Annotated in this window: 22 protein-coding genes; 14 read left to right on the forward strand and 8 right to left on the reverse strand. The window is 65.9% G+C overall.

The window, feature by feature from the left end:
- The first annotated feature begins 33 nt into the window (after window positions 1–33).
- Window positions 34–510 (forward strand): hypothetical protein, encoded by a 477-nt coding sequence (locus AC1D1W_RS02860; protein WP_052355105.1) that lies wholly within the window; start codon window positions 34–36, stop codon window positions 508–510.
- Between the two features lie 67 nt (window positions 511–577).
- Here the strand turns inward: AC1D1W_RS02860 and AC1D1W_RS02865 are convergent, their stop codons facing one another.
- The 3 genes from AC1D1W_RS02865 to AC1D1W_RS02875 all read right to left on the reverse strand — a co-directional run bounded on the left by AC1D1W_RS02865 (window position 578) and on the right by AC1D1W_RS02875 (window position 3,470).
- The gene (locus AC1D1W_RS02865) at window positions 578–1,582 is read right to left on the reverse strand and encodes a PDR/VanB family oxidoreductase (protein ID WP_476942873.1); all 1,005 of its coding nucleotides are present in this window, start codon (window positions 1,580–1,582) and stop codon (window positions 578–580) included.
- A gap of 35 nt (window positions 1,583–1,617) precedes the next feature.
- On the reverse strand, window positions 1,618–2,715 hold the full coding sequence (locus tag AC1D1W_RS02870; RefSeq protein ID WP_476942874.1) for an aromatic ring-hydroxylating oxygenase subunit alpha: 1,098 nt from the start codon (window positions 2,713–2,715) through the stop codon (window positions 1,618–1,620).
- A gap of 173 nt (window positions 2,716–2,888) precedes the next feature.
- Window positions 2,889–3,470 carry a PadR family transcriptional regulator gene (locus tag AC1D1W_RS02875; protein ID WP_459385646.1) on the reverse strand — a complete coding sequence of 194 codons (582 nt, stop codon included), beginning with the start codon at window positions 3,468–3,470 and terminating at the stop codon, window positions 2,889–2,891.
- Window positions 3,471–3,737: 267 nt separating this feature from the next.
- On the opposite strand from AC1D1W_RS02875, the gene AC1D1W_RS02880 reads away from it, so the two are divergent.
- A complete protein-coding gene (locus AC1D1W_RS02880) occupies window positions 3,738–5,081 on the forward strand; it encodes an MFS transporter (RefSeq protein ID WP_476942875.1) in 1,344 nt (447 codons plus the stop codon).
- Between the two features lie 329 nt (window positions 5,082–5,410).
- On the opposite strand, the gene AC1D1W_RS02885 is transcribed toward AC1D1W_RS02880, so the two are convergent.
- A complete protein-coding gene (locus AC1D1W_RS02885) occupies window positions 5,411–5,893 on the reverse strand; it encodes a hypothetical protein (RefSeq protein WP_476942876.1) in 483 nt (160 codons plus the stop codon).
- 177 nt (window positions 5,894–6,070) lie between these two features.
- Window positions 6,071–6,850 (reverse strand): SDR family NAD(P)-dependent oxidoreductase, encoded by a 780-nt coding sequence (locus tag AC1D1W_RS02890; protein WP_476942918.1) that lies wholly within the window; start codon window positions 6,848–6,850, stop codon window positions 6,071–6,073.
- Between the two features lie 83 nt (window positions 6,851–6,933).
- Here AC1D1W_RS02890 and AC1D1W_RS02895 point away from each other — a divergent pair, with 83 nt between their 5' ends.
- Together AC1D1W_RS02895 and AC1D1W_RS02900 are read left to right on the forward strand one after the other, a co-directional pair.
- Window positions 6,934–7,548, forward strand: coding sequence for a TetR family transcriptional regulator (locus AC1D1W_RS02895; protein ID WP_476942877.1), 615 nt, complete (start codon window positions 6,934–6,936; stop codon window positions 7,546–7,548).
- A 102-nt stretch (window positions 7,549–7,650) separates the two neighbouring features.
- Window positions 7,651–8,319 (forward strand): alpha/beta fold hydrolase, encoded by a 669-nt coding sequence (locus tag AC1D1W_RS02900; RefSeq protein ID WP_476942878.1) that lies wholly within the window; start codon window positions 7,651–7,653, stop codon window positions 8,317–8,319.
- A gap of 16 nt (window positions 8,320–8,335) precedes the next feature.
- On the opposite strand, the gene AC1D1W_RS02905 is transcribed toward AC1D1W_RS02900, so the two are convergent.
- Genes AC1D1W_RS02905 through AC1D1W_RS02915 form a run of 3 tightly spaced genes read right to left on the reverse strand, consistent with a single transcriptional unit; the run spans window position 8,336 to window position 11,780 of the window.
- Window positions 8,336–10,006: a cytochrome b/b6 domain-containing protein gene (locus AC1D1W_RS02905; protein ID WP_476942879.1), complete on the reverse strand. Its 1,671-nt coding sequence runs from the start codon at window positions 10,004–10,006 to the stop codon at window positions 8,336–8,338.
- Window positions 10,007–10,008: 2 nt separating this feature from the next.
- On the reverse strand, window positions 10,009–10,992 hold the full coding sequence (locus tag AC1D1W_RS02910; RefSeq protein ID WP_476942880.1) for an electron transfer flavoprotein subunit alpha/FixB family protein: 984 nt from the start codon (window positions 10,990–10,992) through the stop codon (window positions 10,009–10,011).
- An 11-nt stretch (window positions 10,993–11,003) separates the two neighbouring features.
- Window positions 11,004–11,780, reverse strand: coding sequence for an electron transfer flavoprotein subunit beta/FixA family protein (locus tag AC1D1W_RS02915; protein ID WP_243180888.1), 777 nt, complete (start codon window positions 11,778–11,780; stop codon window positions 11,004–11,006).
- 225 nt (window positions 11,781–12,005) lie between these two features.
- On the opposite strand from AC1D1W_RS02915, the gene AC1D1W_RS02920 reads away from it, so the two are divergent.
- The 10 genes from AC1D1W_RS02920 (at window position 12,006) to AC1D1W_RS02965 (ending at window position 22,587) form a co-directional block, all read left to right on the forward strand.
- Window positions 12,006–13,028, forward strand: coding sequence for a LacI family DNA-binding transcriptional regulator (locus AC1D1W_RS02920; protein WP_476931932.1), 1,023 nt, complete (start codon window positions 12,006–12,008; stop codon window positions 13,026–13,028).
- A gap of 163 nt (window positions 13,029–13,191) precedes the next feature.
- Entirely contained in the window at window positions 13,192–14,487 is a 1,296-nt protein-coding gene (locus AC1D1W_RS02925; RefSeq protein ID WP_243180885.1) for a sugar ABC transporter substrate-binding protein, read from the forward strand.
- Between the two features lie 83 nt (window positions 14,488–14,570).
- Window positions 14,571–15,530, forward strand: coding sequence for a carbohydrate ABC transporter permease (locus AC1D1W_RS02930; RefSeq protein ID WP_476942881.1), 960 nt, complete (start codon window positions 14,571–14,573; stop codon window positions 15,528–15,530).
- A 1-nt stretch (window position 15,531) separates the two neighbouring features.
- Entirely contained in the window at window positions 15,532–16,419 is an 888-nt protein-coding gene (locus AC1D1W_RS02935) for a carbohydrate ABC transporter permease (RefSeq protein WP_028275775.1), read from the forward strand.
- A gap of 36 nt (window positions 16,420–16,455) precedes the next feature.
- Complete coding sequence (locus tag AC1D1W_RS02940; protein WP_476942882.1) at window positions 16,456–18,003, forward strand: glycoside hydrolase family 32 protein; 1,548 nt, start codon at window positions 16,456–16,458, stop codon at window positions 18,001–18,003.
- A gap of 172 nt (window positions 18,004–18,175) precedes the next feature.
- Window positions 18,176–19,183: a DUF6454 family protein gene (locus AC1D1W_RS02945; RefSeq protein ID WP_476942883.1), complete on the forward strand. Its 1,008-nt coding sequence runs from the start codon at window positions 18,176–18,178 to the stop codon at window positions 19,181–19,183.
- A gap of 80 nt (window positions 19,184–19,263) precedes the next feature.
- Window positions 19,264–20,967: a phospholipase C gene (locus AC1D1W_RS02950; RefSeq protein ID WP_476942884.1), complete on the forward strand. Its 1,704-nt coding sequence runs from the start codon at window positions 19,264–19,266 to the stop codon at window positions 20,965–20,967.
- A 207-nt stretch (window positions 20,968–21,174) separates the two neighbouring features.
- A complete protein-coding gene (locus AC1D1W_RS02955; RefSeq protein ID WP_476942885.1) occupies window positions 21,175–21,588 on the forward strand; it encodes a hypothetical protein in 414 nt (137 codons plus the stop codon).
- Between the two features lies 1 nt (window position 21,589).
- Window positions 21,590–21,985 carry a PEP-utilizing enzyme gene (locus AC1D1W_RS02960; RefSeq protein WP_476942886.1) on the forward strand — a complete coding sequence of 132 codons (396 nt, stop codon included), beginning with the start codon at window positions 21,590–21,592 and terminating at the stop codon, window positions 21,983–21,985.
- Entirely contained in the window at window positions 21,982–22,587 is a 606-nt protein-coding gene (locus AC1D1W_RS02965) for a hypothetical protein (RefSeq protein WP_476942887.1), read from the forward strand. Before AC1D1W_RS02960 ends, AC1D1W_RS02965 begins: the two co-directional genes overlap by 4 nt.
- Window positions 22,588–22,590: the final 3 nt, after the last annotated feature.

Consider the following 22,590-nt stretch of genomic DNA (forward strand, 5'->3'; position numbering starts at 1 on the left):
ACGCTCAGTGCTGTCACATGGGAGTATTCACCTATGACTATCGATAACGATGCTGCCAACCTCCCGGCGCAATTGGACTCTCACGGCACAGACGACTCGCTCGAAGTCAGCCGTGGCTGGGACCACATCGGGGCCATCATTGTCGATGCGACCCTGCAGCGGCGACAGAACTACCACGCKACCGTCAGGCCGCGCGTTGTCGCTCTGGTCGGGGCATGGCCAGATGCCGCCACGACCAGCGGATTCCGGCGGCGCCTCGATACCGGGACGCTTTCCGAAGTTATCAGCTGGCCGTCCCCTGGCCGTCTCGCCCAGGTAGAGGACATGACGCGCGTGTTCGAGAGCCAGGGCATCGAGACGGTAGTCGAACTCCGAGGAGCACTTGGTGCCCACGCCAGCAGAACCGTTCTCCGGGAGGCTCTTGGGGCCGTGCGGCATGTCAGTCCCAAAACGCTGGATTACATTGACACCCTGAGCGGGGTGTCAACGGGCGGGGCCGTCGAAGTGTAGAAGCGGAGAGTGGTCCAGGTTCGCCAGCGGACTCCAGGTCCACCCCGAGCGGCGGAGTTGTGGGCACTCAAACGTCGATTGTGACGATGGCACAGGAGGCTGCCGAGTCTGCACGGGCGCCGGATTTTAAGCTGACGGCCCGGGAGACGCAGCAGCACATCTTGGCTGCGGAATGCTGCTGGCGTTCACTGTAGAAGACGTCGCGGTGGTCGATGGAGCCCCGCAGGCCGAGCAAACGCACTTCACACAGTCCGCATTCGCCCTTGCGGCAGTCGAACATCATGTCGACGCCGGCGTCCTCGAGCGCTTCCAGCATGGACTTTCCGGCGGGGACGGTGGCCTCGACGCCCAGCCGGGGCACGCGCACCACGAACTCCTCGGGGTCGAACCAGCCGCTGTTGCCAAAGGTCTCGTAGCGGAGGTTTGTCACGTTGAGCGCCCGGGCATCCCAGCCCCGTTTGACGGCGTCCATGAGCCGGATGGGGCCGCACATGTACAGCTCGGTGTCCGGCTCAATCGTGGCCAGCAGCTTATCTACGTTGAGGGCTGTGCCTTCATCGTCCACATGGACTCGCAGCGCGTCGCCATGCAGCTGCTCCAATTGCGCCAGGTAGGCCATGGCGGGGCGGCTGCGGCCGGCGTACACGAAGGTGTAGTCGGCCTTGATGTTTTGGAGCACCCGGGCCATGTTGATCATGGCGGTGATGCCGATCCCGCCGGCCAGCAGGACGTAGCGCGGAGCGCCGATCCGCAGAGGGAAATTCTGCAGCGGCTGCGTGATCTCCAGCCGGTCGCCTTGCTCTAGGGCCTGCATGAAGTGGGAGCCGCCCCGGGATTGAGGGGCCCTGAAGACGCTGATCGCCACACGTCGGCCGTCCCCGCTCGAATCGACGATGGAGTAGGAGCGCCTGTGCTGCTCGCCGTTGATCGAGACCATCACGTCAATGTGCGAGCCCGGCTCGGCTTTCATGGGCCTGGACTGTTCCAGGACCAGGCGCCGGGTCTTTGCGGTAATGTCCTCCGCCTCGACCACAGTGCCGATCTGCCAGACTTCGATGTTCGTTGCAGCCATGTCTTCTTCTAACTTCCTGGGATCGGGCGATCGGGTCAGGCGGTGCGGATCAGTCGGCCTTCGGCGGCGAGTTGTCGCTCTATCAGCCGTCGCACCCACATGCCGCCCGCGTCGATGTTGAGGTTGTAGAACTCGTAGTCCGGGTTGGCGTCGATAGCATTCTGCTGGGCCGCCAGCATTTCTTCGTCCTCGCCGAACACGCCGTGTACGCCGTTGCGCAGCTGGGTGGTGATCAGCTGGCTTTCCAGCCGGTAGTTGCGCATGAAGGCCCAGAAGTAGTGGCATGTTTTGGCGCTTTCCGGCGAAATCGTGTTCATCACGAAGCCGTTGACGCCCTGGCTGCGGTCGCCTTCGGGGGCGCCAGTGCCCGCCTTGGCTACTCCGACGTCGATGTTGATGGTCGAGGGCGACTGGAAGGTGATGATCTGCCAGCGGTCAACCCGCCCTTCGAAACCCGGGAACTTGTCCCGCATGTTTTTGAGCCAGAACGGCGGAGCCTCGATGTCGAGCATCCAGCGCGATACCGTGACGGTGTTGTCGTCATGGGTCACGACGAAATCGGACTCACTCAGCTCGTCCTGGCCGATCGAGGAAGAGTGGACGAATTCCTCATGGGTGAGGTCCATCAGGTTGTCCAGAACGAGCTGGTAGTTGCACGGCGCCAAAATGGTCTCGCCATCACCGGCCCAATCATCCGAGCTCATTTGGTGCATGTCCGGGATAAGGGCCGGATCCGCGAGGGTGGCATCCCCCAGCCACACCCACACATAGCGGTAGCGCTCGATCACAGGGAAAGACGGTACGGTGGCGCTGGGATTAATGGTTTCCTGGGCGGGCATGGAGACACAGCGGCCGGCGGAGTTGTAGATAATGCCGTGGTACGGGCACTGGATTTGGTCCTTGCCGAGGGTCTTGCCCATGGACAGCGGGGCCAGGCGGTGCCAGCAGGCGTCCGCCAGCGCCACTGCCTTGCCATCCTCGGTGCGGTACAGGGCGAGCGGGCGGTCCGCAATCCGGCGCGACATCGGCTTGCGGGTTACCTCGTGGTCCCACGCGGCGACATACCAGGCGTTAAGCGGATAACCAAGCACTTTGTTCGTTGTAGAGCTCATGGACTGCATCAGCGCGGTCATGATCGATCCTTCCCCTCACGGTATACCTATGCTCATAGGTAGTGGCTTGGATCACAGCATAACTATGTTGATAGGTAGTGGCAAGGCCCCTCCGGCTGCCCCCATAAGCGAAACCGCAGAAGGGAACGACAAAAGGCCCGGACACCCAGGCGGGCATCCGGGCCTTTCGGCACTCAAGACTCGAGCTTGTCGATCAGTTCCAGGCCGCGCCTGGCCCACTCGATCTCCGCTTTGGCGCGTTCGATCATGCCTTCATAGGTGAAGATTTTGTAGCCGGCAATCTTGGCCCGGTCCTCCTCAGGCGCCGCCTCGAGGCGGCGCGCAAGCGTGGGGTTGCTCCGGTCTTCCAGGGCGGCAACCATGTTCTGCCACTGCTGCGCGCGGGAGGAGTGATAGGCAATATGGGCGCGCATCTGCGCTCGCGCGGCTTCGGGGTCGGCCCATTCAAGGTAGGCCGCCTTAAGGTGGATCGGGTCACGCTCCCGGGCGTAGTCCAGGGTGGTATTCATCCATGCCCGGAAAGCCTCGACCCCTTCCGGAGTGATGTGATAGCGCTTCTTTTTGCCTTTTTTGCCCCAGGGCTCTTCCACTCCGCTCAGCAGGCCATCCTTTTCCATTCGCCGGAGTTCGGGATAGATCTGCGAGTCCGGTGCGTGCCAGACGTAGCCGACGGATTGTTCAAAGTGCTTGAAAACGTCATAGCCCGTGAGGGGCTGAGACGTCAGCAGCGCAAGCAGGGCATAACGCAAACTCACCCGTCACCGATCCTCTCCGTCAGGGCGCCCTGCTGCCGATGCCTTGCGGCAGGGCCGGGCGCCGCCTCCATTAAACCCCTTGTCAACTAACTACGTTCATAGTTATGCTGTGTCCCGCGCCACATTTACCTATCAGTATAGATAGTTTCCCGGCTGCCAGCCTTCAACGACGAGGCCCGGCCTCCGCCTCCAGAAGAGCCACCAGATCTTCTGCACCTCAGTTTCAGCATCTGCCCGGACCGTCCGCGGCCTCTAGAAAGTAGTCCCATGCAACTTCAAGAACGCATCGACGCGTCCCGTATGTCTCTGTATCAATGGCTGATCGTGGGCCTGTGCATCGTCCTAAACGCCCTCGATGGCTTCGATGTGCTGGCCATGGCCTTCACCGCCAACAGCGTGACCCGGGACTTCGGCCTTAGCGGCGCCGAACTGGGTATCCTGCTAAGCGCCGGGCTGGTCGGGATGGCCATCGGCTCGCTGGGCCTCGCGCCCTTTGCCGATGTCATCGGGCCCCGGCCCATGGTCCTGATTTCGGTCGGTCTCGCAACTGCCGGGATGCTGCTGGCCTCCGTAGCGCACTCTGCCGTGGAACTCGGGATTTGGCGCGTGGTCACGGGCCTCGGTATCGGCGGGATACTCGCCTGCACAAATGTCATCGCCAGCGAGTACTCCTCCAAGCGCTGGCGCGGGCTGGCCATCAGCATCTACACCGCGGGATATGGCATCGGGGCAACGCTCGGCGGCGCAGCGGCGGTGACTCTGCAGGCCAGCTTCGGCTGGCGTTCTGTGTTTCTATTCGGCGGCATCTGCACTGCCGCCGTCTTCGTACTGCTCGCTGTCCTTCTGCCCGAGTCTGTGGAGTTCCTCGCTAACCGGCGTCCCCGCAATGTCTTGGACCGCCTGAACAGGATCGCGCGCAAGATCGGACAGCCCGCCGTCACCGAACTGCCCGCAGTGGCGGCCAAGAATGATCGCAGGAACAAGGTCTCCGAACTGTTCACAGCCGGCAACCGCCGCTCCACCTGGCTCGTCTGGCTTGCCTTCTTTGCCACCATGTTCGGTTTCTACTTTGTGAACAGCTGGACCCCGCGGCTCCTCGTCACGGCCGGCATGACCGAAAGCCAGGGAGTCGTCGGCGGGCTGATGCTGACCTTAGGCGGCACCTTCGGGTCATTGCTCTATGGACTGCTGACCATCCGCTGGAACAGCCGGAAGGTGATGGTCATCTTCGCCGTCCTGTCGGCGGCCACCATGGTGATGTTCATTTCCACCGCGGGTATGCTGGTCCTCGCCTTCGTCGCGGGCGGCGTTGTCGGCATGCTCATCAACGGCTGCATCGCGGGCATGTACACAATTACCCCGGCGCTCTATGGCGCTTCCGTCCGGAGCACCGGCGTGGGCTGGGCCATCGGGATAGGCCGCGTTGGTGCCATCGTCGCTCCGCTCATCACCGGAGCCCTGCTCGACGCGCACTGGACAGCGTCCATGCTGTACATGGGCGTCGGCGTCGTAGTCCTGGTGGCAGGCGGCGCAGTTGCGGCAATGCGGCCATCCCAGCAAGATGACGGCGCCCTAATCGACGGAGAGAAGGAACTAGCTCTGCCTGCATAATCCAGGGTCAACGTGCGAGGCTCAGGCGGCCGTAGGCGATGTTGTTCCGAATGCTCCCGCCGAATCACACGGCAGCACAACGCTATGCGCCTCAACGCCGACGAAACCAGACCCACACAGTGCGGAGGACGGCGGGATTTCCCGCCGTCGTCCGCTCCTTCCTGCGGAACCCACGGCACACAACTCTGCGGCCCGCCATCCCTTGACCGAGTCGACGGTCTTGCAGCTAGGCCAGCGGGGGAAGAGCCCCATAGGTATTCGGCAGCGCATGAGGATTGACGGGCCTGTCCGCGTCTGACGCGGAGGGCTCCCTGGTGTCGTAGGGTCCCTCAGGTCTGGTCCTCTGTGGAGGCGGCGCGCAGGTCGGGGTCCACGCCCCTGGTTCGCTGCGTATCCACGGACGGCACCGGCTCGTTATCCGCACGGCGAACATAGAGCCAGGCCGCGACTCCCGCGGTCACCGCAACGGCCGCCACTCCGGCAATCACCCAGGCTTTCCCGGACGCCGTCCGCCGCGACTTAGCCCGGGCGGGTGCCGTGACAACACTCGGTGCAACCCGTTTCAGGCCCTCTTGAACACGGGGAGCCAGAGTTTCCACTCCACCGGCGAGGTCGTCAGCGAGCCGCCGTAGTCCGGTCTGGATCCTCGGAGACGCCGATTCAATCCCGGCATCGAGCCCGGCCACCACTCTTTTCAATGCCGCCTCGACCCCGGGAGTGGCCCACTCCCTCCCCTCGGTGAGCTGAGAGATGAGATTCTCTGAAAGATGGCGGATCTGGTCGGCCTGGTTCTTCGGTGTTGCCGTGCGCATGAGTGCCTCCTCGATGTGGTGGATGCCCATAGCCTACGGCGGTCGGCACCATAGAAACAGGCCCTCCCGGCCGCAACCACCACGAACGCCGGGGTTCCTTAGTGCGCTCCATTCCTACAGGAAGGTGGACGACGGCGGAGCTCCCGCCGTCGTCCGCCTGCGTTTTGGTGAGGTGCTTTACAGGGCCGACCAGCCGCCGTCGGAGGCGAGGATGGCGCCGTTGATGTTGGTACCGTCATCGCTGAGCAGGAACGTGATGGAGGCGGCGAGTTGCGCGGCGGTGGCGGGCGTCGGGACGGTGGCCTGCATCAGCGGGGCGAGGCGTTCGGCCGCGAGCTGCGATCCCCAGTTGGCCACGATGTTGGTGATGGTGGGGCCGGGGGCCACGGCGTTGAAGCGCAGGCCCCTGGGCCCGTACATCACGGCCGAGTTCTTAGTCAGGCCGACGACGGCGTGCTTGGACGCGGTGTAGGCGGCCCCGGCGGCGGACCCGCGCAGGCCGGCCTCGGAGGCGACGTTGACCACGGAGCCGGTGCCGGCGTCCAGCATCAGCGGCACCACCGCGCGGGTGAGGCGCATGAGGGCGGTGACGTTGATCCGGAAGACACGGTTCCAGGTGTCGTCGTCCACCTCGTGGATCGGGGCGAAGTTGTCCATGATGCCGGCGACGTTAGCCAGCGCGTCGATGCGTCCGCCGGCGGCGGCGACGACGGCGGCCACGGTTTCCTCGGTGGAGATGTCGCCGGCCACCGGGACCAGGTCCAGCCCGGCGTTCTCGGCCACGAGGTCATCCAGGCGTTCCTTGCTGATGTCGGCGGCGATGACGCGGCCGCCTTCCCTGGCGATGCGCAGCGCGGTGGCCTGGCCGATACCCGAGGCTGCGCCGGTGACGATGACGGTCTTGCCGGCGAACCGGCCGGTGGTGGTGACTTCCTGCCATGAAGCTTCGTTGCCCATGATGTCCTTCCAGACGTTGCTCATCCTGATGCGGCCCAGCTTATGACACTCTGTGTCATTATGTAAGGGTGAATACTGGTGGGATGCCTTCGGATGCTGTGACCACCGCCGTCCCGCGCCCCGCCGGGCGCCCGGTGACGATTGATCCCGACGCCGTGGCCGCCCTCGCGCTGCGGCTGTTCGCCGAGCGCGGCTACGAGCAGACCTCCATGGAGGACATCGCGCGCGAGGCGGGGATCGGGCGCAAGAGCCTGTACCGCTACTTCTCCAGCAAGGCCGAGCTCGTCTGGGGCGGCATGGAGCCGGTGGTCGAGGCTTCCCGTCTCGTGCTCGATTCGGCCCGCGCTGAAGGTCCCGGCGGCGACATCCAGGCGGGGCTGCGCGACGCGGCCGTCGCGGGCGTTACTGTCCTGCCGGACCTTGCAGTCACGCGCGGCCGGCTCCGGCTGATCGCCGAGCACCCCGAGCTGGCCAGCCGCAGCTACGAGTCCCTGGCCCCGCAGCGCGAACGGACCCGGGCCTACCTGATGTCCGCGGGCGTCTCCGGGGACGTCGCGGGGTATCTTTGTGCCGCCCTGATCGGCGCGACGTTCGAGGCCTGGATGCAGTGGGCCGCCGGGACGGACCCGGATCCGGTGCCGTATTTGTTGGCGGCGGTGGGGGTATTGCGGGTGCCGGAGTCGACGCGGGCGGGGTGACAATGGGGAGATGAGATCCGCATCGAAACGAAGGCGGCCCAACGGCCGCCGCCTGCCGGTCCGGACCCGGGGCCCCGCCGTCGTGCTTTGGCTGGTGCGGCGGTGAGCAGATTCGTCCTGATCCCCGGAGCGGGCGGCGCGGCCTGGTACTGGAGCCGCGTCGTTCCGTTGCTGCAGGGAGCCGGCCACGAAGCCGTTGCCGTCGATCTGCCCGGCGACGATGAAAGCGCCGGGCTGCCCGAGTACGCGCGCCGGGTGCTCGAAGCCGTCGGTGGACGCCAGGACGTGGTGCTCGTTGCGCAGTCGCTGGGTGGATTCACCGCCCCGCTCGTGTGCGAAAAAGCCCCCGTCGCCGGGCTTGTCCTCGTGAATGCGATGATCCCCGTACCGGGCGAGACCCCCGGCGCATGGTGGGACACCACCGGCTGGGCTGCGGCGCAGCAAAGCGCGGCCCAGGCCCACGGGTACAGCACTGAGTTCGACACGGACACCTATTTCCTGCACGACGTTCCGCCGGAAGTCGCCGCGGAAGGCGAACCGCACCAACGCCCCGAAGCAGAGGCGGTGTTCGAGTCGGCCTGTAACTTCACGGCCTGGCCCGGTATCCCGACCCGCGTCCTGACCGGAAAGGGAGACCGGTTCTTTCCCCTGGCCTTCCAACAACGGCTCGCCCGCGAACGCCTCGGCATAGAGCCCGACGTGCTGCCCGGCGGCCATCTCCTCGCCCTGGCAAACCCGGACGGCGTGGCCGATTACCTGCTGCGCCGCTGAACGCGGGAATTCCGGCCTAGCGGCTGCTCACCTGGCCGAACAGCTTCGCGATGGGCGCGAGCACCAGCGGGCGGGCGGCGTACCATCCGGCCGCCGTGATGGCGATGGCGGCCGCGAAGAGCCAGAACCCGGCCCAGTTCACCACGTCGGTGCCGCCGAACATGTGGTTCAGGTTGCGCAGCGCACCGGTCGCGAACACGAGGAACACGTGGATGAGGATGAACAGCACGAAAAACAGCATGGTCGGGAAGTGCACCGCGCGCGCAACCTCCACCGGGTATATCTTGTTCAGCGTTTTCGCGTTCTTCGGCCAGAACTCGCTCATGCGCGCACCCGTGATCGCAGCGACGGGGGCAGCGATGAAGACCACCACGAAGTACATGATCTGCTGCAGGCTGTTGTAGTTCACCCAACCGGTCTCAACGGGCCAGTCCAGTGTCATGTACTGCAGGAGCGCGGAGAGCGCGTTCGGGACGGCCTCCCAACTGCTCGGCACGATCCGCATCCAGCGGCCAGAGGCAAACAGCAGCACCACAAAGATGAGCCCGTTGGCCAGCCACAAAATGTCGAGCGACTGGTGCAGCCACAGGTTAATGCTGATCTTCTTGCCACCGCGCTTCGGCGTCCAGTACGCCGGCGGCTTCTGCTGCATGCGCACCTGATAGCCGGAGCGAATGATGAGCACCATCAGGAAGATGTTCAGGAAGTGCGCCCACTGTGCCCACCATGGGAAGCCGGGCTCCACCGTATCGGGCAGGTCATAAGCGCCGGGGTATCTCTCGAGGAACTCGGGCACGCCCGGCAGGGTCGTCACGCCGCGCGCGGCGAGCACGAGAATCGCTGCGGCGGCCACTCCGCCGACGGCGAAGAGCACGACGAGCTTGATCCACTGGCCAAGGGTACGCGAGCCGTAGAGCCTTGCCTCGGCCTTGGGCTTCGCGGGCTTTTCGACGGCGGCGGGCCGTGCCGCGGGTGCGGCGGGTGCCGCGACGGCGGCGGCGGGCTGCGCTTCGGGCGCCGGGGCGGTGGTGGCCGCGGGTGCACTCGACCCCGAGGGCTCCAGCTCGGCGTAAGCAATATGTTGGGGACCTGCCTGCACCGCAGGGGCGGCAGCGGCCGCCGGAGCAAGCCCAGCCGGCGGCCACGGCTCGCCGCCGGGGGCACGGGGAAGCCCGCGCCGCAGCGAGGTGGTTCCCGTCGTCCGTGTGGCGGGCGTGTCTGCCGGAGCCGCTGCAGGCGCCTCCGCTGCCGACACCGCTGCTTCCTCGGCAGCACCAGCCACGGCAGTATCTGCGGCTGCATCTGCGGCAGGTGCCGTCGCGGCGCCGGGGGCCGGGGCCCCGGACAGAGCCGCCACCGCGACCGGAGCTTCGCCCGCTGGCGGCCAAGGTTCGCCGCCCGGCACGCGCGGCAGGCCGCGGCGAAGCTGCCGCGCCACCGCGGCGCCTGGGTTCACCGCCGGGACCGGCGCTGACAGCGCCGCACGCGGCGCCGTTTCCTGGACAGCAGCCGGGGCGGAGGGCACGGCGGCCGCGGCCTCCGCCCCGGAAACGGACGCCGACAGATCGGCCGCTTCTACCGCTTCCGCCGCGGCAATGCTGGCGGGCGCCTGGCCTGTTGGAGGCCAGGGTTCGCCACCTTCGACGCGCGGCAGGCCCCGCCGGATGGACCGAGACAGAGTTGCCATCGCTACTTCTTCCGGGCCTCAAGTGCGCTAATGAGCTGGGGAACAACCTTGAAGACGTCGCCGACCACACCGTAGTCCGCGACCTCGAAGATCGGTGCGTCCCCGTCCTTGTTGATGGCGACGATCATCTTCGCGGTCTGCATGCCAGCCCGGTGCTGGATCGCGCCGGAGATGCCCAGCGCGACATACAGCTGTGGTGACACGGAAACCCCGGTCTGGCCGACCTGATGCGACGTCGGGACGTAGCCGGCATCCACCGCGGCGCGCGACGCACCAACGGCGGCACCGAGGGTATCGGCGAGCTGTCCAACGAGTGCGAACTGTTCTTCCGAGCCGAGGCCGCGGCCACCGGCGACAACCTTCGCGGCACCACGCAGCTCCGGCCGCGAGGTGGCGGCAGTTGCCTCCTCGAAGGAGTCGATCCGCGCGGCCGGTTTCTCGGAGCCCGTCACGGCCAAGGTCTCCGTCGCTTGCGGCTGGGCCGCCGCGCGCGCCTCGATGGAGCCCTGGCGGACCGTAATCACCGGCGCCCCAAACGTGGACGTCGACGTCACGTTGTAGGCGCCGCCGTAGATGGAGTGGTGTGCCACGACGCCCTCGTCATCACGGGACACACCGACCGCATCGGCGGAAATCGCCGCACGCGAACGGGCAGCGTAACGGCCGGCGAGGTCGCGACCGTTCAGGGAATGCGAAATCAGGATCGCGTCCGGCTGCACCTGCTCCGCGGCAGCGGCAAGCGCGTCAACGCCCGGCACCCCAAGCACGGAAGGATCCGGAGTCTCCGCAATGAGTGCGCGCGCGGCACCAAGGGCCGCGGCCTCCGCGGCGGCGGCGCTCCCGGCGCCGGGTGAGGTAAGTACCAATGCAACCGGGGTGCCAACGGCAGCGGCCGCACCGAAGAGCCCGGCCGCAGCCTTCTCGAGTTCACCGGATGCCCGGGCTTCCACGACAACGAGGATTGCGTCACGAGGGAATTCAGTCATGTCGTTGATCCTTAGGCCAGTCGGTTTTCGATCAGGAACTCAGCGAGCTTCTCGCCGGCATCACCCTCGTCGATGATCTTCACGCCTGCCGCGCGCGGGGGCCTCTCCGCAACGGTCAGCATGATCGAACGCGCCGCCTCCGGATTGTCGGCCGTGACCCCGAGGTCCGCCAGGGTCAGGACCTCAAGGGGCTTCTTCTTCGCGGCCATAATGCCTTTGAAGTTCGGGAAGCGCGCCTCGGGAAGTGCCTCGGTAATGGAGATCACCGCGGGCAGGTTCGCCGAGACCTTCTGCACGCCGGAGTCAACGGCCCTGGAGCCAGACACCGCACCGTCGCCGATTTCGACGGAGCTGAGGCCGGTGGCATGCGGCACGTCAAGCAATTCTGCAAGCATCGCGGGAATCATGCCGCCGGATCCGTCAGTGGAGACGTTGCCGGTGATCACCAGGTCAAACCCCATGCGACGGATCGCTGCGGCGAGGGTTTCAGCGGTAAGTCCAAGATCCGCACCCCGGAGCGCCTCATCAGCGACGTGGGTGGCGCTTCCCGCGCCCATCGCAAGCCCCTTGCGGATGGTTGCCGTCGCACTCTCCGGGGCGAGGGAAAGGATTGCGACCTCAGTGCCCTCGTTCGAGTCTGCGTACGTCAGGGCCAACTCCAGGGCCCGCTCACCGATCTCATCAATGACTGCCTCACTTGCTCCTCGATCGGCGAGGCCGGTTTCAAGGTTCAGTTTTCGGTCCCCGTACGTGTCGGGGACCTCCTTTACTAGGACGATAATCTTCATCGATGGCTCTTCCTGTGGCGGCTTGTCCCTGGAGCGGAGACATTGTCGAACCCATCGAGTCTACGAAACCGGGGCCCCTTCAGGCTGACAGAGCCCGTGTCGTGACGTGAAGTGCTCGCCATGGGACCGGGATCAAGGTAAAGGCGGACGTCCCGTTGACAAGTGCAAAACGTTTTGTGTAACGTGTCTCACACCAGATACAAAACGTTTTGCAAAGGGAAGTCAATGACGACAAGAGTGGGAATACGCGACGTAGCCAAGGCCGCCGGGGTCTCCGTCACCACGGTGTCGCATGCCCTCAACGACGCCACGAGCTTCCGGGTGAAGGCAGCGACGCAGCAACTCGTCCGTGACGTGGCCAGGGATCTTGGGTATGCCCCGAACAAGATGGCCAGCGGCCTGCGCAACCAGCGCTCCCAGATCCTTGGCCTGGTCAGTGACGAAATCACCACCACCCCCTTTGCAGGGGCCATGATCCGCGGGGCGCAGGACGCAGCCTATGACCGCGGCTACGTGGTGATGGTGGTCAACTCGGGCCTGGACAGCGAGCTGGAAACCCGTGAAATCAACATGCTGCGGCAGCATCAGGTGGACGGGGTGGTCTATGCCAGGATGTACCACCAGAGCGTGCAGGTCCCCGCAGAACTGGAGGGCCTTCCCACCGTGCTGCTGGATTCCGTCACTCGCGACAGTTCCATCTCCTCGGTTACCCCGGACGAGGTGGGCGCCGCCGAGACGGCCGTTGAAGCAATCATCCAAGCGGGCCACACCCGGATCGGGATGCTCAACAACATCGACGACATCCCAGCCACGCACGGCCGCAGGGAAGGTTTCCTCAATGCTCTCCGGCGGCACGGCCTGCAGCACGACCCCCGCCACCTCGTGATCGGCCAACCCGAAACCGCGGGAGGCCGCGAGGCCGCCCTGGGCCTGCTCGGTCAGCCCGACCGCCCCACCGCCCTGTTCTGCTTCAGTGACAGGGTTGCCATGGGCGCCTACCAGGCGGCCACCGCATTGGGGCTGCGCATTCCGGAAGACGTGTCCATTGTGGGGATCGACAATCTCGAAATCATCGCGGACGCCCTGTGGCCGGGGCTCACCACCGTCGCCCTTCCCCACTACGAAATGGGCAGTTGGGCGGTCCACCGGCTCCTGGACGACATCGAAAATCCCGGCGCACCCGCAGTCCAGACGCAACTGGACTGCCCCCTGATTGAGCGGGGGTCGCTCGGCCCGCCGCCACGTTAGCCGATTGCCGGCACCAAGCCGGCATCACCACACTGTTCCACCGTTCCACTGCTCCGCCGCCCGGGGGACCGCAATAAGAAGGGACGCAGCCGTTGCACCGGCCGCGTCCCGAAGGACCCGGGGCAATCTCCCACGCCCAAATTCAGCAGAAAGATTGACCATCATGAACAAGCGATTCACCCGGATCCTCGCCACCAGTGTAGCTGCGGTGGCACTTGTCGGCTCCCTGGGCGCCTGCGGCAAGGGCAGCGCCTCTGCCCCGTCCGCCGGCTCCAATGAGATCACCATGTGGACCCACAACGCGGGCAACGCCGAAGAACTCAAGGCGGTTGAAAACATCGTCGATTCCTACAACAAGAGCGCCGGCGCCAAGGCCAAGATCAAGGTCCAGGCGTTCCCGCAGGACTCCTACAACGACTCCGTGGTCTCGGCCGCGGCCGCCGGGAAGCTCCCCTGCATTGTTGACATCGATGGCCCCAATGTTCCCAACTGGGCCTGGGCGAAGTACCTGACACCCCTGAAACTCGACGCGGATGTTTCCAAGAACTTGCCGAGCACGGTGGCCAAATGGGAGGGCGAGACCTACGCCGTTGGCACCTACGACGTCGCACTGGCGATGCTCGCACGTGCCTCCGACCTCAAGGCAGCCGGTGTCCGCGTCGCCACGGTCGAGAAGCCGTGGACCAAGGACGAGTTCCAGGACGCCCTGACCAAGCTCAAGGCCCTGGGCAAGTGGGAATACCCACTGGACATGGGTACCGCCGGAACCGGCGAATGGCTGCCCTACGCCTACTCCCCGTTCCTGCAGTCCTTCGGTGGGGACCTGATTAACCGCGACGGATTCCAGTCGGCAGACGGCGTCCTCAATGGCGACAAGGCCGTCGAATGGGCCCAGTGGTTCCGCGGCCTTGCCGACCAGGGCTTCATGGCGAAGAAGAGCGGCAAGGACTCCACCCAGGACTTCCTCAACAACAAGAGCGGCCTTCTCTACACCGGCTCCTGGGCCGCGGACAAGGCACGCGCAGCGGTAGGTAAGGACCTCGTGGTCATGCCGTCCGTGGACCTCGGGAACGGCCCCAAGATCGGCGGCGCCTCCTGGCAGTGGGGCGTGACCAGCGGCTGCACCAACTCCGCGGCAGCCATGGACTACCTGTCCTACTCGCTGAAGCCGGAAAACCTGGCCGCGGTGGCGAAGGCAACGGGCACCATCCCGGCCACCGACGAGGCCGCTGCCCTGATCCCCGCGTTCGCCAAAGGCGGCACAAACCGGATCTTCATGGAACTTTCCCGCAACTACGCGGTGATGCGCCCCGAAACCCCGGCCTATCCCTTCATCGCCACCGAATACGGCAAGGCTGTCCAGGACATCCTGGCCGGCGCCGACCCCAAGACGGCGCTGGACAAGTCGGTCAAGGCCATCGACGCCAATATCAAGTCCAACGGCGGCTACAAGAACTAGCCGGCTGCCAAACGGTACTTTCGACGGCGGTGCGCAACCGCCGTCGAAAGTACCTCCGGCCCTGACTGTCGACGGAGAAAACCATGACAACCACCCAACTCCCCTCCCCCGGCCGCCGTCTGGCGGATCCGGCCCCGGCCGCATCGCCCAGCAAACCGCGCCGCCGGCCGCGCCACCTGCGCGAACAGATCAGCGGGTGGGGCATGATCGCCCCGGCCGCGGTCCTCCTGCTCGCCTTCGTCTTCCTCCCGGCGATCCTGGGCTTCGGCCTGGCATTTACGAACGCCAGGCTTGTTTCCCCGCGGCCCGTCGAGTTTGTCGGCACGGACAACTTCGCGCGGCTCTTCGCGGATCCCGTGTTCTGGCGCTCGCTGCTGAACGTCAGCTACTTCGCCGTCGTGGTGGTGCCCGTCCAGTCCGGACTCGCCCTGGCGATGGCCCTCCTGATCAACAAGAAGTTCCGCGGCGTGAACTTCTTCCGCACCATCTACTTCCTTCCCGTGGTGACGTCCATGGTGGTGGTGTCCCTGCTGTGGATGTTCATGTACCGCAAGGACGGCCTGATCAATGAGTTGCTGTCGGCGGCCAGTTTCGGCCTCATCAACGGCCCGGACTGGCTCAACGATCCCGCCACCGCCATGCCGGCCATCATCGCCCTGTCCATCTGGCAGGCCGCAGGATTCCACATGATCATCTGGCTCGCAGGCCTGCAAAGCATCTCCGGGGAACTGTACGAGGCCGCCCAACTCGACGGGGCCAGCCGCTGGCACCAGTTCCGCTACGTGACCTGGCCCGGCCTCACCCACACCCGCACCCTGGTCCTGGTGACCATCACCATCCAGGCGCTCGGGCTCTTCGACCAGGTCAGCGTCATGACCCAGGGCGGGCCCCTCGATTCCACCACCACCATCATCTACGAGGCGGTGCGCTCCGGCTTCAAGCAGCAGGAGACCTCCTACGCCTCGGCCATCTCGCTCGTGTTCTTCGTGCTCGTGCTGCTGATCTCCGCAGTGCAGCGCTACCTGACCCGAGAGAAGGACTGACGTGAAACAGACACTCATTTCCAGGGGTCTCGGCAGTGCCGCGACCACGGCCGTCCGCCTCCTGTTCGCCGCCGTCGCCGCCTTCCCCATCGTGTTCATGATGGTGTCCTCGCTCAAGCCGGACCAGCAGATCTTCGGCGACATGTCCTCGGTGGCGGCGTTCCTGCCGGTCGGCAACATTTCACTGGACAACTACGCGGCCGTGTTCGACCGGGTCCCGGCCGCCCGCTTCCTGGTCAACTCCATCGGCATTTCCGCGGTCACGGTGGTGCTCGGCATCTTCATCAACAGCCTCTGCGCGTTTGCCCTGTCCCGGATGGAGGTCCGCGGCAAGCGCGTGGTGTTCACCGCGATCCTCGCCACCCTCATCGTGCCCTTCCAAACGCTGGCGCTGCCGCTGGTGTGGTGGGTCAACCAGCTGCCGTACTTTGAGCTCAACGGGTTCAGCCTCGAGATCTCGAAGGGCTGGCTGGACACCTACCAGGTCCAGATCATCCCGTTCATCGCCAACGCGTTCTCCATCTACCTGTTCCACCAGTACTTCGAGTCCATCCCGAAGGAACTGGACGAGGCCGCCCGGATCGACGGCGCGGGCTGGTTCACCATCTACCGCAAGGTGGTGATGCCGCTCGCGGGACCGGCGACCGCCACCGTGGCCATCCTGACCTTCCTGCCCGCCTGGAACTCCTACCTGTGGCCGCTCATGGTGGTCCAGTCCGAAGAACTCCGCCCGGTGATGATCGGCATCCAGTACTTCTTCCAGCTCAACGTCTCCTGGGGCGAGGTGATGGCTTACGCGTCCCTCATCACCATTCCCGTGGTGGTCCTGTTCATCGCGTTCCAGCGATCCTTCATCAACAGCATCGCCTCCAGCGGCGTCAAGGGCTGACCAGCCTCCTCACGCGAAAGCCTGCAAAGAACCCTCATGAAAACACTCACAGAACTCGACTGCCAGTACCGGCCAAAGTGGCACTACTCAGCGGAGCGCAACTGGCTCAACGACCCCAACGGGCTGGTCTACGCCAACGGCACCTACCACCTCTTCTACCAGCACAACCCGCACGGCGAGGAGTGGGGCAACATGTCCTGGGGCCACGCCACCTCCACAGACCTGCAGCACTGGGACGAACAACCCGTGGCCATCGCCTGCGATGAGCAGGAGGCCATCTTTTCCGGCTCCGCGGTGGTCGATGTCCACAACACCAGCGGCTTCGGCGTCGGAGGCGTGCCCCCGCTCGTGGCCATCTACACCAGCGCATACTCGCCCGCATCACCGCTCGCCGGACGGCAGGCACAGTCCCTCGCCTACAGCACGGACGACGGCGCCACCTGGACCAAGTACGCCGGGAACCCGGTACTGGACCGCGCCTCCGCGGACTTCCGCGACCCCAAGGTCTTTTGGCACGCCGGCGCCGCCGGCAGCTACTGGGTGATGGTCGCCGTCGAGGCGGTCCACCATGAGGTGGTCCTCTACAAGTCGGCGGACCTGTTGACCTGGGAGTACCTGAGCACCTTCGGCCCGGCAAACGCCACGGAAGGGGTGTGGGAATGCCCGGACCTGTTCGAACTGCCGGTGGACGGCGACGCCTCCAACACCCGGTGGGTCCTGGTGGTCAACCTGAGCCCCGGCGGCATCGCCGGCGGCTCGGGCGGCCAGTACTTCATCGGAACCTTCGACGGCGTGACGTTCCGTTCCGAAACCACCGTCACCGACGGCGTGCAGACCGACGACAGCCGGATGGCCGACTACGGGTGGCTCGACTGGGGCCGGGACTACTACGCGGCCGTGTCGTTCAGCAACGTCCCGGACGGACGGCGGCTCATGATCGGCTGGATGAACAACTGGCAGTACGCCGCCTCAACGCCTTCGGACGGCTGGCGCAGCGCGATGTCCCTGGTCCGCGAGGTCAGGCTGGTGTGCCGCGGCGGGCGCCCGGTGCTGGTGCAGGAGGCGGTGGATCCGTTCCACAGCCACGGTACCGAGGTGTTCGCGCTGGACCGGCAGCCGTTGGCGGACGGGGTGACCTGGCTTCCGGCCGAGGCCTTTGGTGATGTGCTGCGCATCGATGCGGACTTCGAGCCCGGCGCCGCCGGCAGGGTAGGTCTGGTGCTCCGGGCCGGCGGGGACACCGGCAGCGAAGCGGGCGGGGAATCCGCCGGCCTCGCCGGAGCCGGAGCGCGCACTGTCCTGGCCTACGACTGCCGCACGGCGGAGCTCAGCCTGGACCGGACCGAATCCGGCAACGTGGGCTTCCACGAGTCGTTCCCGTCGGTGGAGCGCGTTGCCGTGTCCTTGGAGGACGGCCGGCTAAGACTGCGGGTCTTCCTGGACCGTTGCTCGGTCGAGGTCTTCGCGCAGGACGGCCTGGCCACCATCACCGATCTGGTCTTTCCCGCGAACTCCGGCACCGCCGTCGGGCTGCTGGCCGAAGGCGACGGCGGCACCCTGGCGGGCCTCGCCGTCCTCGCCTGAGTGGCTGAAAGGGTCCAAGCCAACGACGGGGGGAGCAGATCCGTGGTGAAACGAAGCTGGTCCGCCGGACTGCTGCCGGCCATCTGCCGTTCACCTGCCCGTATCGGGGATTAATTACCGGGAAGTAGCGTTGCGATCTCTTGTTGAGATCCAACCTTTGAGAGGCTCCCGAATGAGCACGACTCACACCCGAGGCATCCTCACGGCCGCCGCAGCAATCGTCCTGGCCGCGTCCGCAATCAGCATCACCGCGGCCGCCCAAGCCGCAGACAACCCCACCGGCGCCGGCAACCACGGTGACAGGAACACGGCCCTGGCCGACGCCTTCAACGGCGTTGACCGGAACACGAACTGGCAGCAGACGTCCAAGCTGAAGCTGAACTTCCCGACCTATCACACGGAGGGAATCGCCTACAGCCAGGACCACATCTTCCTCTCGGCCGTTCAGATCATCGAACCGACCGTGAAGTTCCCGACCCCGCAAAACGGCTTCGACCGCACCCCCGGCAAGGGCGTCGGCCACCTGTTCGTCATGGACAAGGCCGGCGCCCTGCAAAAGGACATCGTCCTGGGAGAGGGCGACATGTACCACCCCGGCGGCATCGACTTCGACGGCACCAACGTCTGGATCCCCGTGGCCCAGTACCGGCCGGACAGCAGCGCCATCATCTACCGGGTCGACGCGGCCACCCTGGACGTGCACAAGCAGTTCGAGGTGAAGGACCACTTCGGTGGGATCGTGATGGACAAGCAGACCGGCCACCTGGTCGGCAACACCTGGGGCTCGCGCCGCTTCGCCGAACGGGATCTGCAGGGCAAGCAGCTCTCGACCTGGCAGAACCCGAACTACTTCATCGACTACCAGGACTGCCAGTACGTGCCCAACTCCCGGATGCTCTGCAGCGGGATCACCAACCTCCCGCAGACCCCGGCGGCCGGCGGCACCGGCGCCACCTACGAACTCGGCGGCATGGCGATGATCGACCTCAAATCCCGCAGCGTAATCCGCGATGTCCCCTTCCAGCAGTGGTCCACCGCAGGCCATGTGGCCACGCGCAACCCGTTCAAAATGACGGCCGACGGCGGGCACCTCACCATGAAGGTGGCCCCCGACAACGGCGAGGAAGGCAACGGCACCGAAATCCTCACCTACGAGGCCACGGTCACGCCGGCCAAGTAACGCAGGCCGGTCACCCAAGCAGCATACGAATGCCTGCCATCAGCCGCCGGCATCCCTGAACACCAACGATTGGCTCCCCCATGCCTCATCCAGCACAACGATTCACCCGGAAGCGGGTCGCCGCCACGGGCGCGGCAGCCCTGGCCGCCTCGGCACTGACAGCCGGAATGTTCGGTATCGGCGCAGGTCCGGCCTCCGCCGGCGAAAACCACAACGGTACCGCGACGCCAATCAAGCACGTGGTGGTGATCTTCCAGGAGAACGTCTCCTTCGACCACTACTTCGCCACCTACCCCAAGGCTGCCAATCTCCCGGGTGAAACCCAGCAGGGTACCGGCACCGCGACGGCCTCCTTCACCGCCGCGAAAAACACCCCCAAGGACATCAACACTCTGGCCACCGCCGGCCTCGTGGCACCGAACAACCCCAACTCGGCGCAGCCTGCCCGGCTCTCACCGGCGCAGGCCGTCACCTGCGACCAGGACCACGGATACACCGCCGAGCAGAAGGCATACAACGGCGGGGCGATGGACAAGTTCGTCGAGTTCACCAGCCGCGACGCCTGCGGCACCAACCAGTACGGCCGCCCCGGCCTCACCATGGACTACTACGACGGCAACACCGTCACCGGCATCTGGAACTACGCCCAGAACTACTCCATGAGCGACAACCACTTCAGCACTGTCTTCGGACCCTCCACACCCGGGGCGCTGAATCTGGTATCCGGCCAGACCCATGGGGCCACCGAGTACACCGCCGCAGGACAACCTGTGGCCACCCCGGCGGCCGGCAGCAGTGCTGTCAGCCTGCCGGATGCGAACGGCGTCGGCACCGTCATCAACGACCCGGACCCTGTCCACGACGACTGCTCGAACAGCAGCCACGCCAAAACCGGAAACCTGGCCGGCATGAGCGGCAGGAACATCGGCGACCTGCTCAACGCCAAGGGCACGTCCTGGGGCTGGTTCCAGGGCGGTTTCACGCCGACCACCGCCGCGACGGCGGACTCCCCGGCGTCGTGCCTGTCCAGCCACACGAACGCCGCCGGCGCCAGCGTGGTTGACTACTCCCCGCACCACCAGCCGTTCCAGTACTACGCCTCCACCGCCAACCCGCACCACCTGGCACCGGCGTCCGACGCGGAAATCGGCCACAACGGACAGGCGAACCACCAGTACGACCTCACCGCTTTCAACAAGGTGGTCAACACCGACAACATGCCCGCCGTGTCCTTCCTGAAAGCGGGAATGTTCCAGGACGGCCACGCCGCCTACTCTGACCCGATCGACGAGCAGAACTTCATCACCAGCACCGTGAACCAGATCCAGAAATCCCGGAACTGGGACAACACTGCCGTGGTGCTTGCCTACGACGACTCGGACGGCTGGTACGACCACGTCGCCGGCAAGGCAAAGAACTCCTCCAACACCGCCGACGACGACGCCTGGTGCCAGCACGCCGCAGCCAGCGGCGTCCCGATGGCCGGCGGCTACGCTGACCGCTGCGGCCCCGGCCCGCGCCAGCCGCTGGTAGTCATTTCCCCCTACGCGAAGAAGAACTACGTGGACCACACCCAGACCGACCAGGCCTCGATCCTGCGCTTCATCGAGGACAACTGGCGCACCGGCCGGATCGGCGACGCCTCCGCCGACGCCACCGCCGGATCGGTGAACGCCATGTTCAACTTCGACAAACAACGCAAAGACCAGGTCCTGCTCAACGAACAGACCGGCGCCGTCGCCTCCACCGAGCACGGCAACAGCAACAGCAACACCGGAAAGTAACCTCCTGCAACAGCCCGGTCGTGGACCGACGGCAAAACAGCCCCCTTTGGAACGCCACCCGGCAGTTGGCCGGGTGGCGTTCCTGTCCGCGCCGCTTCAACGACTCGCCCTCCCCCCGAAGCATCAACAGATTGTTGACAACAGGATGTTGATGCCAGAAGCTGGTGGAGTCGAGGGGCGCCGAACCAACAGGAAAGAGGGTCTGGAATGAACGAGACCGACGGGACCCGTCCGGGCGGCGACGCTGCGGAGGCTCAGCGCCAAAGCGAGGCCACGCGGATGTTGCTGGACCGGGGCGCCGCCGAACTTCCGCACCGGCCCTGGCTGGTTGAGCGGCAGCCCCCTTCAGCGAGTGACCTCATCCAGCACGTCCTGTGGCGGGCCAACGGGACAGACCGCGGAGAGCCGGTGGATGGTCTGGACGTGCGGGCCGCCCTCACCCTTGTGCCAGCCGCGCGGGCAGAGACGGATGGCCTGGAAACGGCACTCCTGTTCCTGGCGCGGGCGGAGGGGCTGACCTGGCCCCAGATTGCCCAGAGCCTGGGCCTCCGCTCGGCGCAGGCCGCGCAGCAGCGACTGGATCGGCTGTCCGGCAGGCCCGAGACGGGCGTGGTGGGCTGACGTGGAACTTACCCCTGAGGCCAGTGCCGGAGCAGAAGGCAGGGATCCCTCCGGCGCGGTTCTCACCGGCATCGGCGCCAGCCCGGGCACCGCCTGCGGGACCGCGCGGACCGTTCACAGCGTCGACGAATTCTCCGCGCTGGCCCCCGGCGACGTCCTGGTCTGCCGCACCACTGACCCCGCCTGGACGCCACTGTTCGGGATCGCCGCCGCCGTCATCACGGAAACGGGCGGGATGCTCTCGCACGCCGCCATTGTGGCCCGCGAACAGGGCATCCCCGCCGTTCTGGGGGTGGCCGGCGCCCTGACCCGCATCACGGACGGAACGACGCTCGTGGTCGACGGAACCCACGGAACCGTCCGCGCGAAACCGGCAGGTCCCGGAGCGGGCCCATGAGCCCGCAGCAGCCATCCATGCTCCTCACCCTCCACGCCCTGAGGCTGCTCGGCTTCGCTGACACTGAATCGGTTGCCGCCCGGTTTGGCCAGGATCCGCACGACGTCGAACGGCGCCTCATTGACGCCGGCGCGAACGGGTGGGCGTCGCGCTCCTCATTCGGCGGAAGCCGGGGCTGGTCCCTGACCGTGGCCGGCAGGACTGAAAACGAACGGCTCCTGGCCGAGGAGCTGGACAGCGCGGGCGGCCAGGCAGCAGTCACCGCCGTGCACGCGAAGTTTGCACCACTGAACGCAGGAGTCGTGGCCGCCTGCAGCAAACTCCAGCTCCGCTGGCTCGCCGAGGGAAGTCAGCGGCACGATGGGATCGACGAGCCAACACAGCAAACCTTCACCCAGGCGTTGGCGTCCTTCAGCGGTCTGGAAGTCCGCCTGACCGCTGTGTTGCCGCGGTTCAGCGGATACGCGGAACGCCTCGAGCTGGCGGTGGAAAACGCAGCCACGGAGCCGGCGTGGCTCACCGCCACAGACCGCGACTCCTTCCACCGCATCTGGTTCGAATTGCACGAAGATCTCATCGCCACCCTCGGCATCCGGCGATGAAGG

Source organism: Arthrobacter sp. P1_B4 (genome assembly GCF_056406555.1).

Excerpts from the sequence above, each read along its gene's own strand:
- AC1D1W_RS02865 (WP_476942873.1), bottom strand. The coding sequence starts at position 1,582 with ATGGCTGCAACGAACATCGAAGTCTGGCAGATCGGCACTGTGGTCGAG.
- AC1D1W_RS02870 (WP_476942874.1), bottom strand. The coding sequence starts at position 2,715 with ATGACCGCGCTGATGCAGTCCATGAGCTCTACAACGAACAAAGTGCTT.
- AC1D1W_RS02880 (WP_476942875.1), top strand. The coding sequence starts at position 3,738 with ATGCAACTTCAAGAACGCATCGACGCGTCCCGTATGTCTCTGTATCAA.
- AC1D1W_RS02885 (WP_476942876.1), bottom strand. The coding sequence starts at position 5,893 with ATGCGCACGGCAACACCGAAGAACCAGGCCGACCAGATCCGCCATCTT.
- AC1D1W_RS02890 (WP_476942918.1), bottom strand. The coding sequence starts at position 6,850 with ATGGGCAACGAAGCTTCATGGCAGGAAGTCACCACCACCGGCCGGTTC.
- AC1D1W_RS02895 (WP_476942877.1), top strand. The coding sequence starts at position 6,934 with ATGCCTTCGGATGCTGTGACCACCGCCGTCCCGCGCCCCGCCGGGCGC.
- AC1D1W_RS02905 (WP_476942879.1), bottom strand. The coding sequence starts at position 10,006 with ATGGCAACTCTGTCTCGGTCCATCCGGCGGGGCCTGCCGCGCGTCGAA.
- AC1D1W_RS02910 (WP_476942880.1), bottom strand. The coding sequence starts at position 10,992 with ATGACTGAATTCCCTCGTGACGCAATCCTCGTTGTCGTGGAAGCCCGG.
- AC1D1W_RS02915 (WP_243180888.1), bottom strand. The coding sequence starts at position 11,780 with ATGAAGATTATCGTCCTAGTAAAGGAGGTCCCCGACACGTACGGGGAC.
- AC1D1W_RS02920 (WP_476931932.1), top strand. The coding sequence starts at position 12,006 with ATGACGACAAGAGTGGGAATACGCGACGTAGCCAAGGCCGCCGGGGTC.
- AC1D1W_RS02925 (WP_243180885.1), top strand. The coding sequence starts at position 13,192 with ATGAACAAGCGATTCACCCGGATCCTCGCCACCAGTGTAGCTGCGGTG.
- AC1D1W_RS02930 (WP_476942881.1), top strand. The coding sequence starts at position 14,571 with ATGACAACCACCCAACTCCCCTCCCCCGGCCGCCGTCTGGCGGATCCG.
- AC1D1W_RS02940 (WP_476942882.1), top strand. The coding sequence starts at position 16,456 with ATGAAAACACTCACAGAACTCGACTGCCAGTACCGGCCAAAGTGGCAC.
- AC1D1W_RS02945 (WP_476942883.1), top strand. The coding sequence starts at position 18,176 with ATGAGCACGACTCACACCCGAGGCATCCTCACGGCCGCCGCAGCAATC.
- AC1D1W_RS02950 (WP_476942884.1), top strand. The coding sequence starts at position 19,264 with ATGCCTCATCCAGCACAACGATTCACCCGGAAGCGGGTCGCCGCCACG.
- AC1D1W_RS02955 (WP_476942885.1), top strand. The coding sequence starts at position 21,175 with ATGAACGAGACCGACGGGACCCGTCCGGGCGGCGACGCTGCGGAGGCT.
- AC1D1W_RS02965 (WP_476942887.1), top strand. The coding sequence starts at position 21,982 with ATGAGCCCGCAGCAGCCATCCATGCTCCTCACCCTCCACGCCCTGAGG.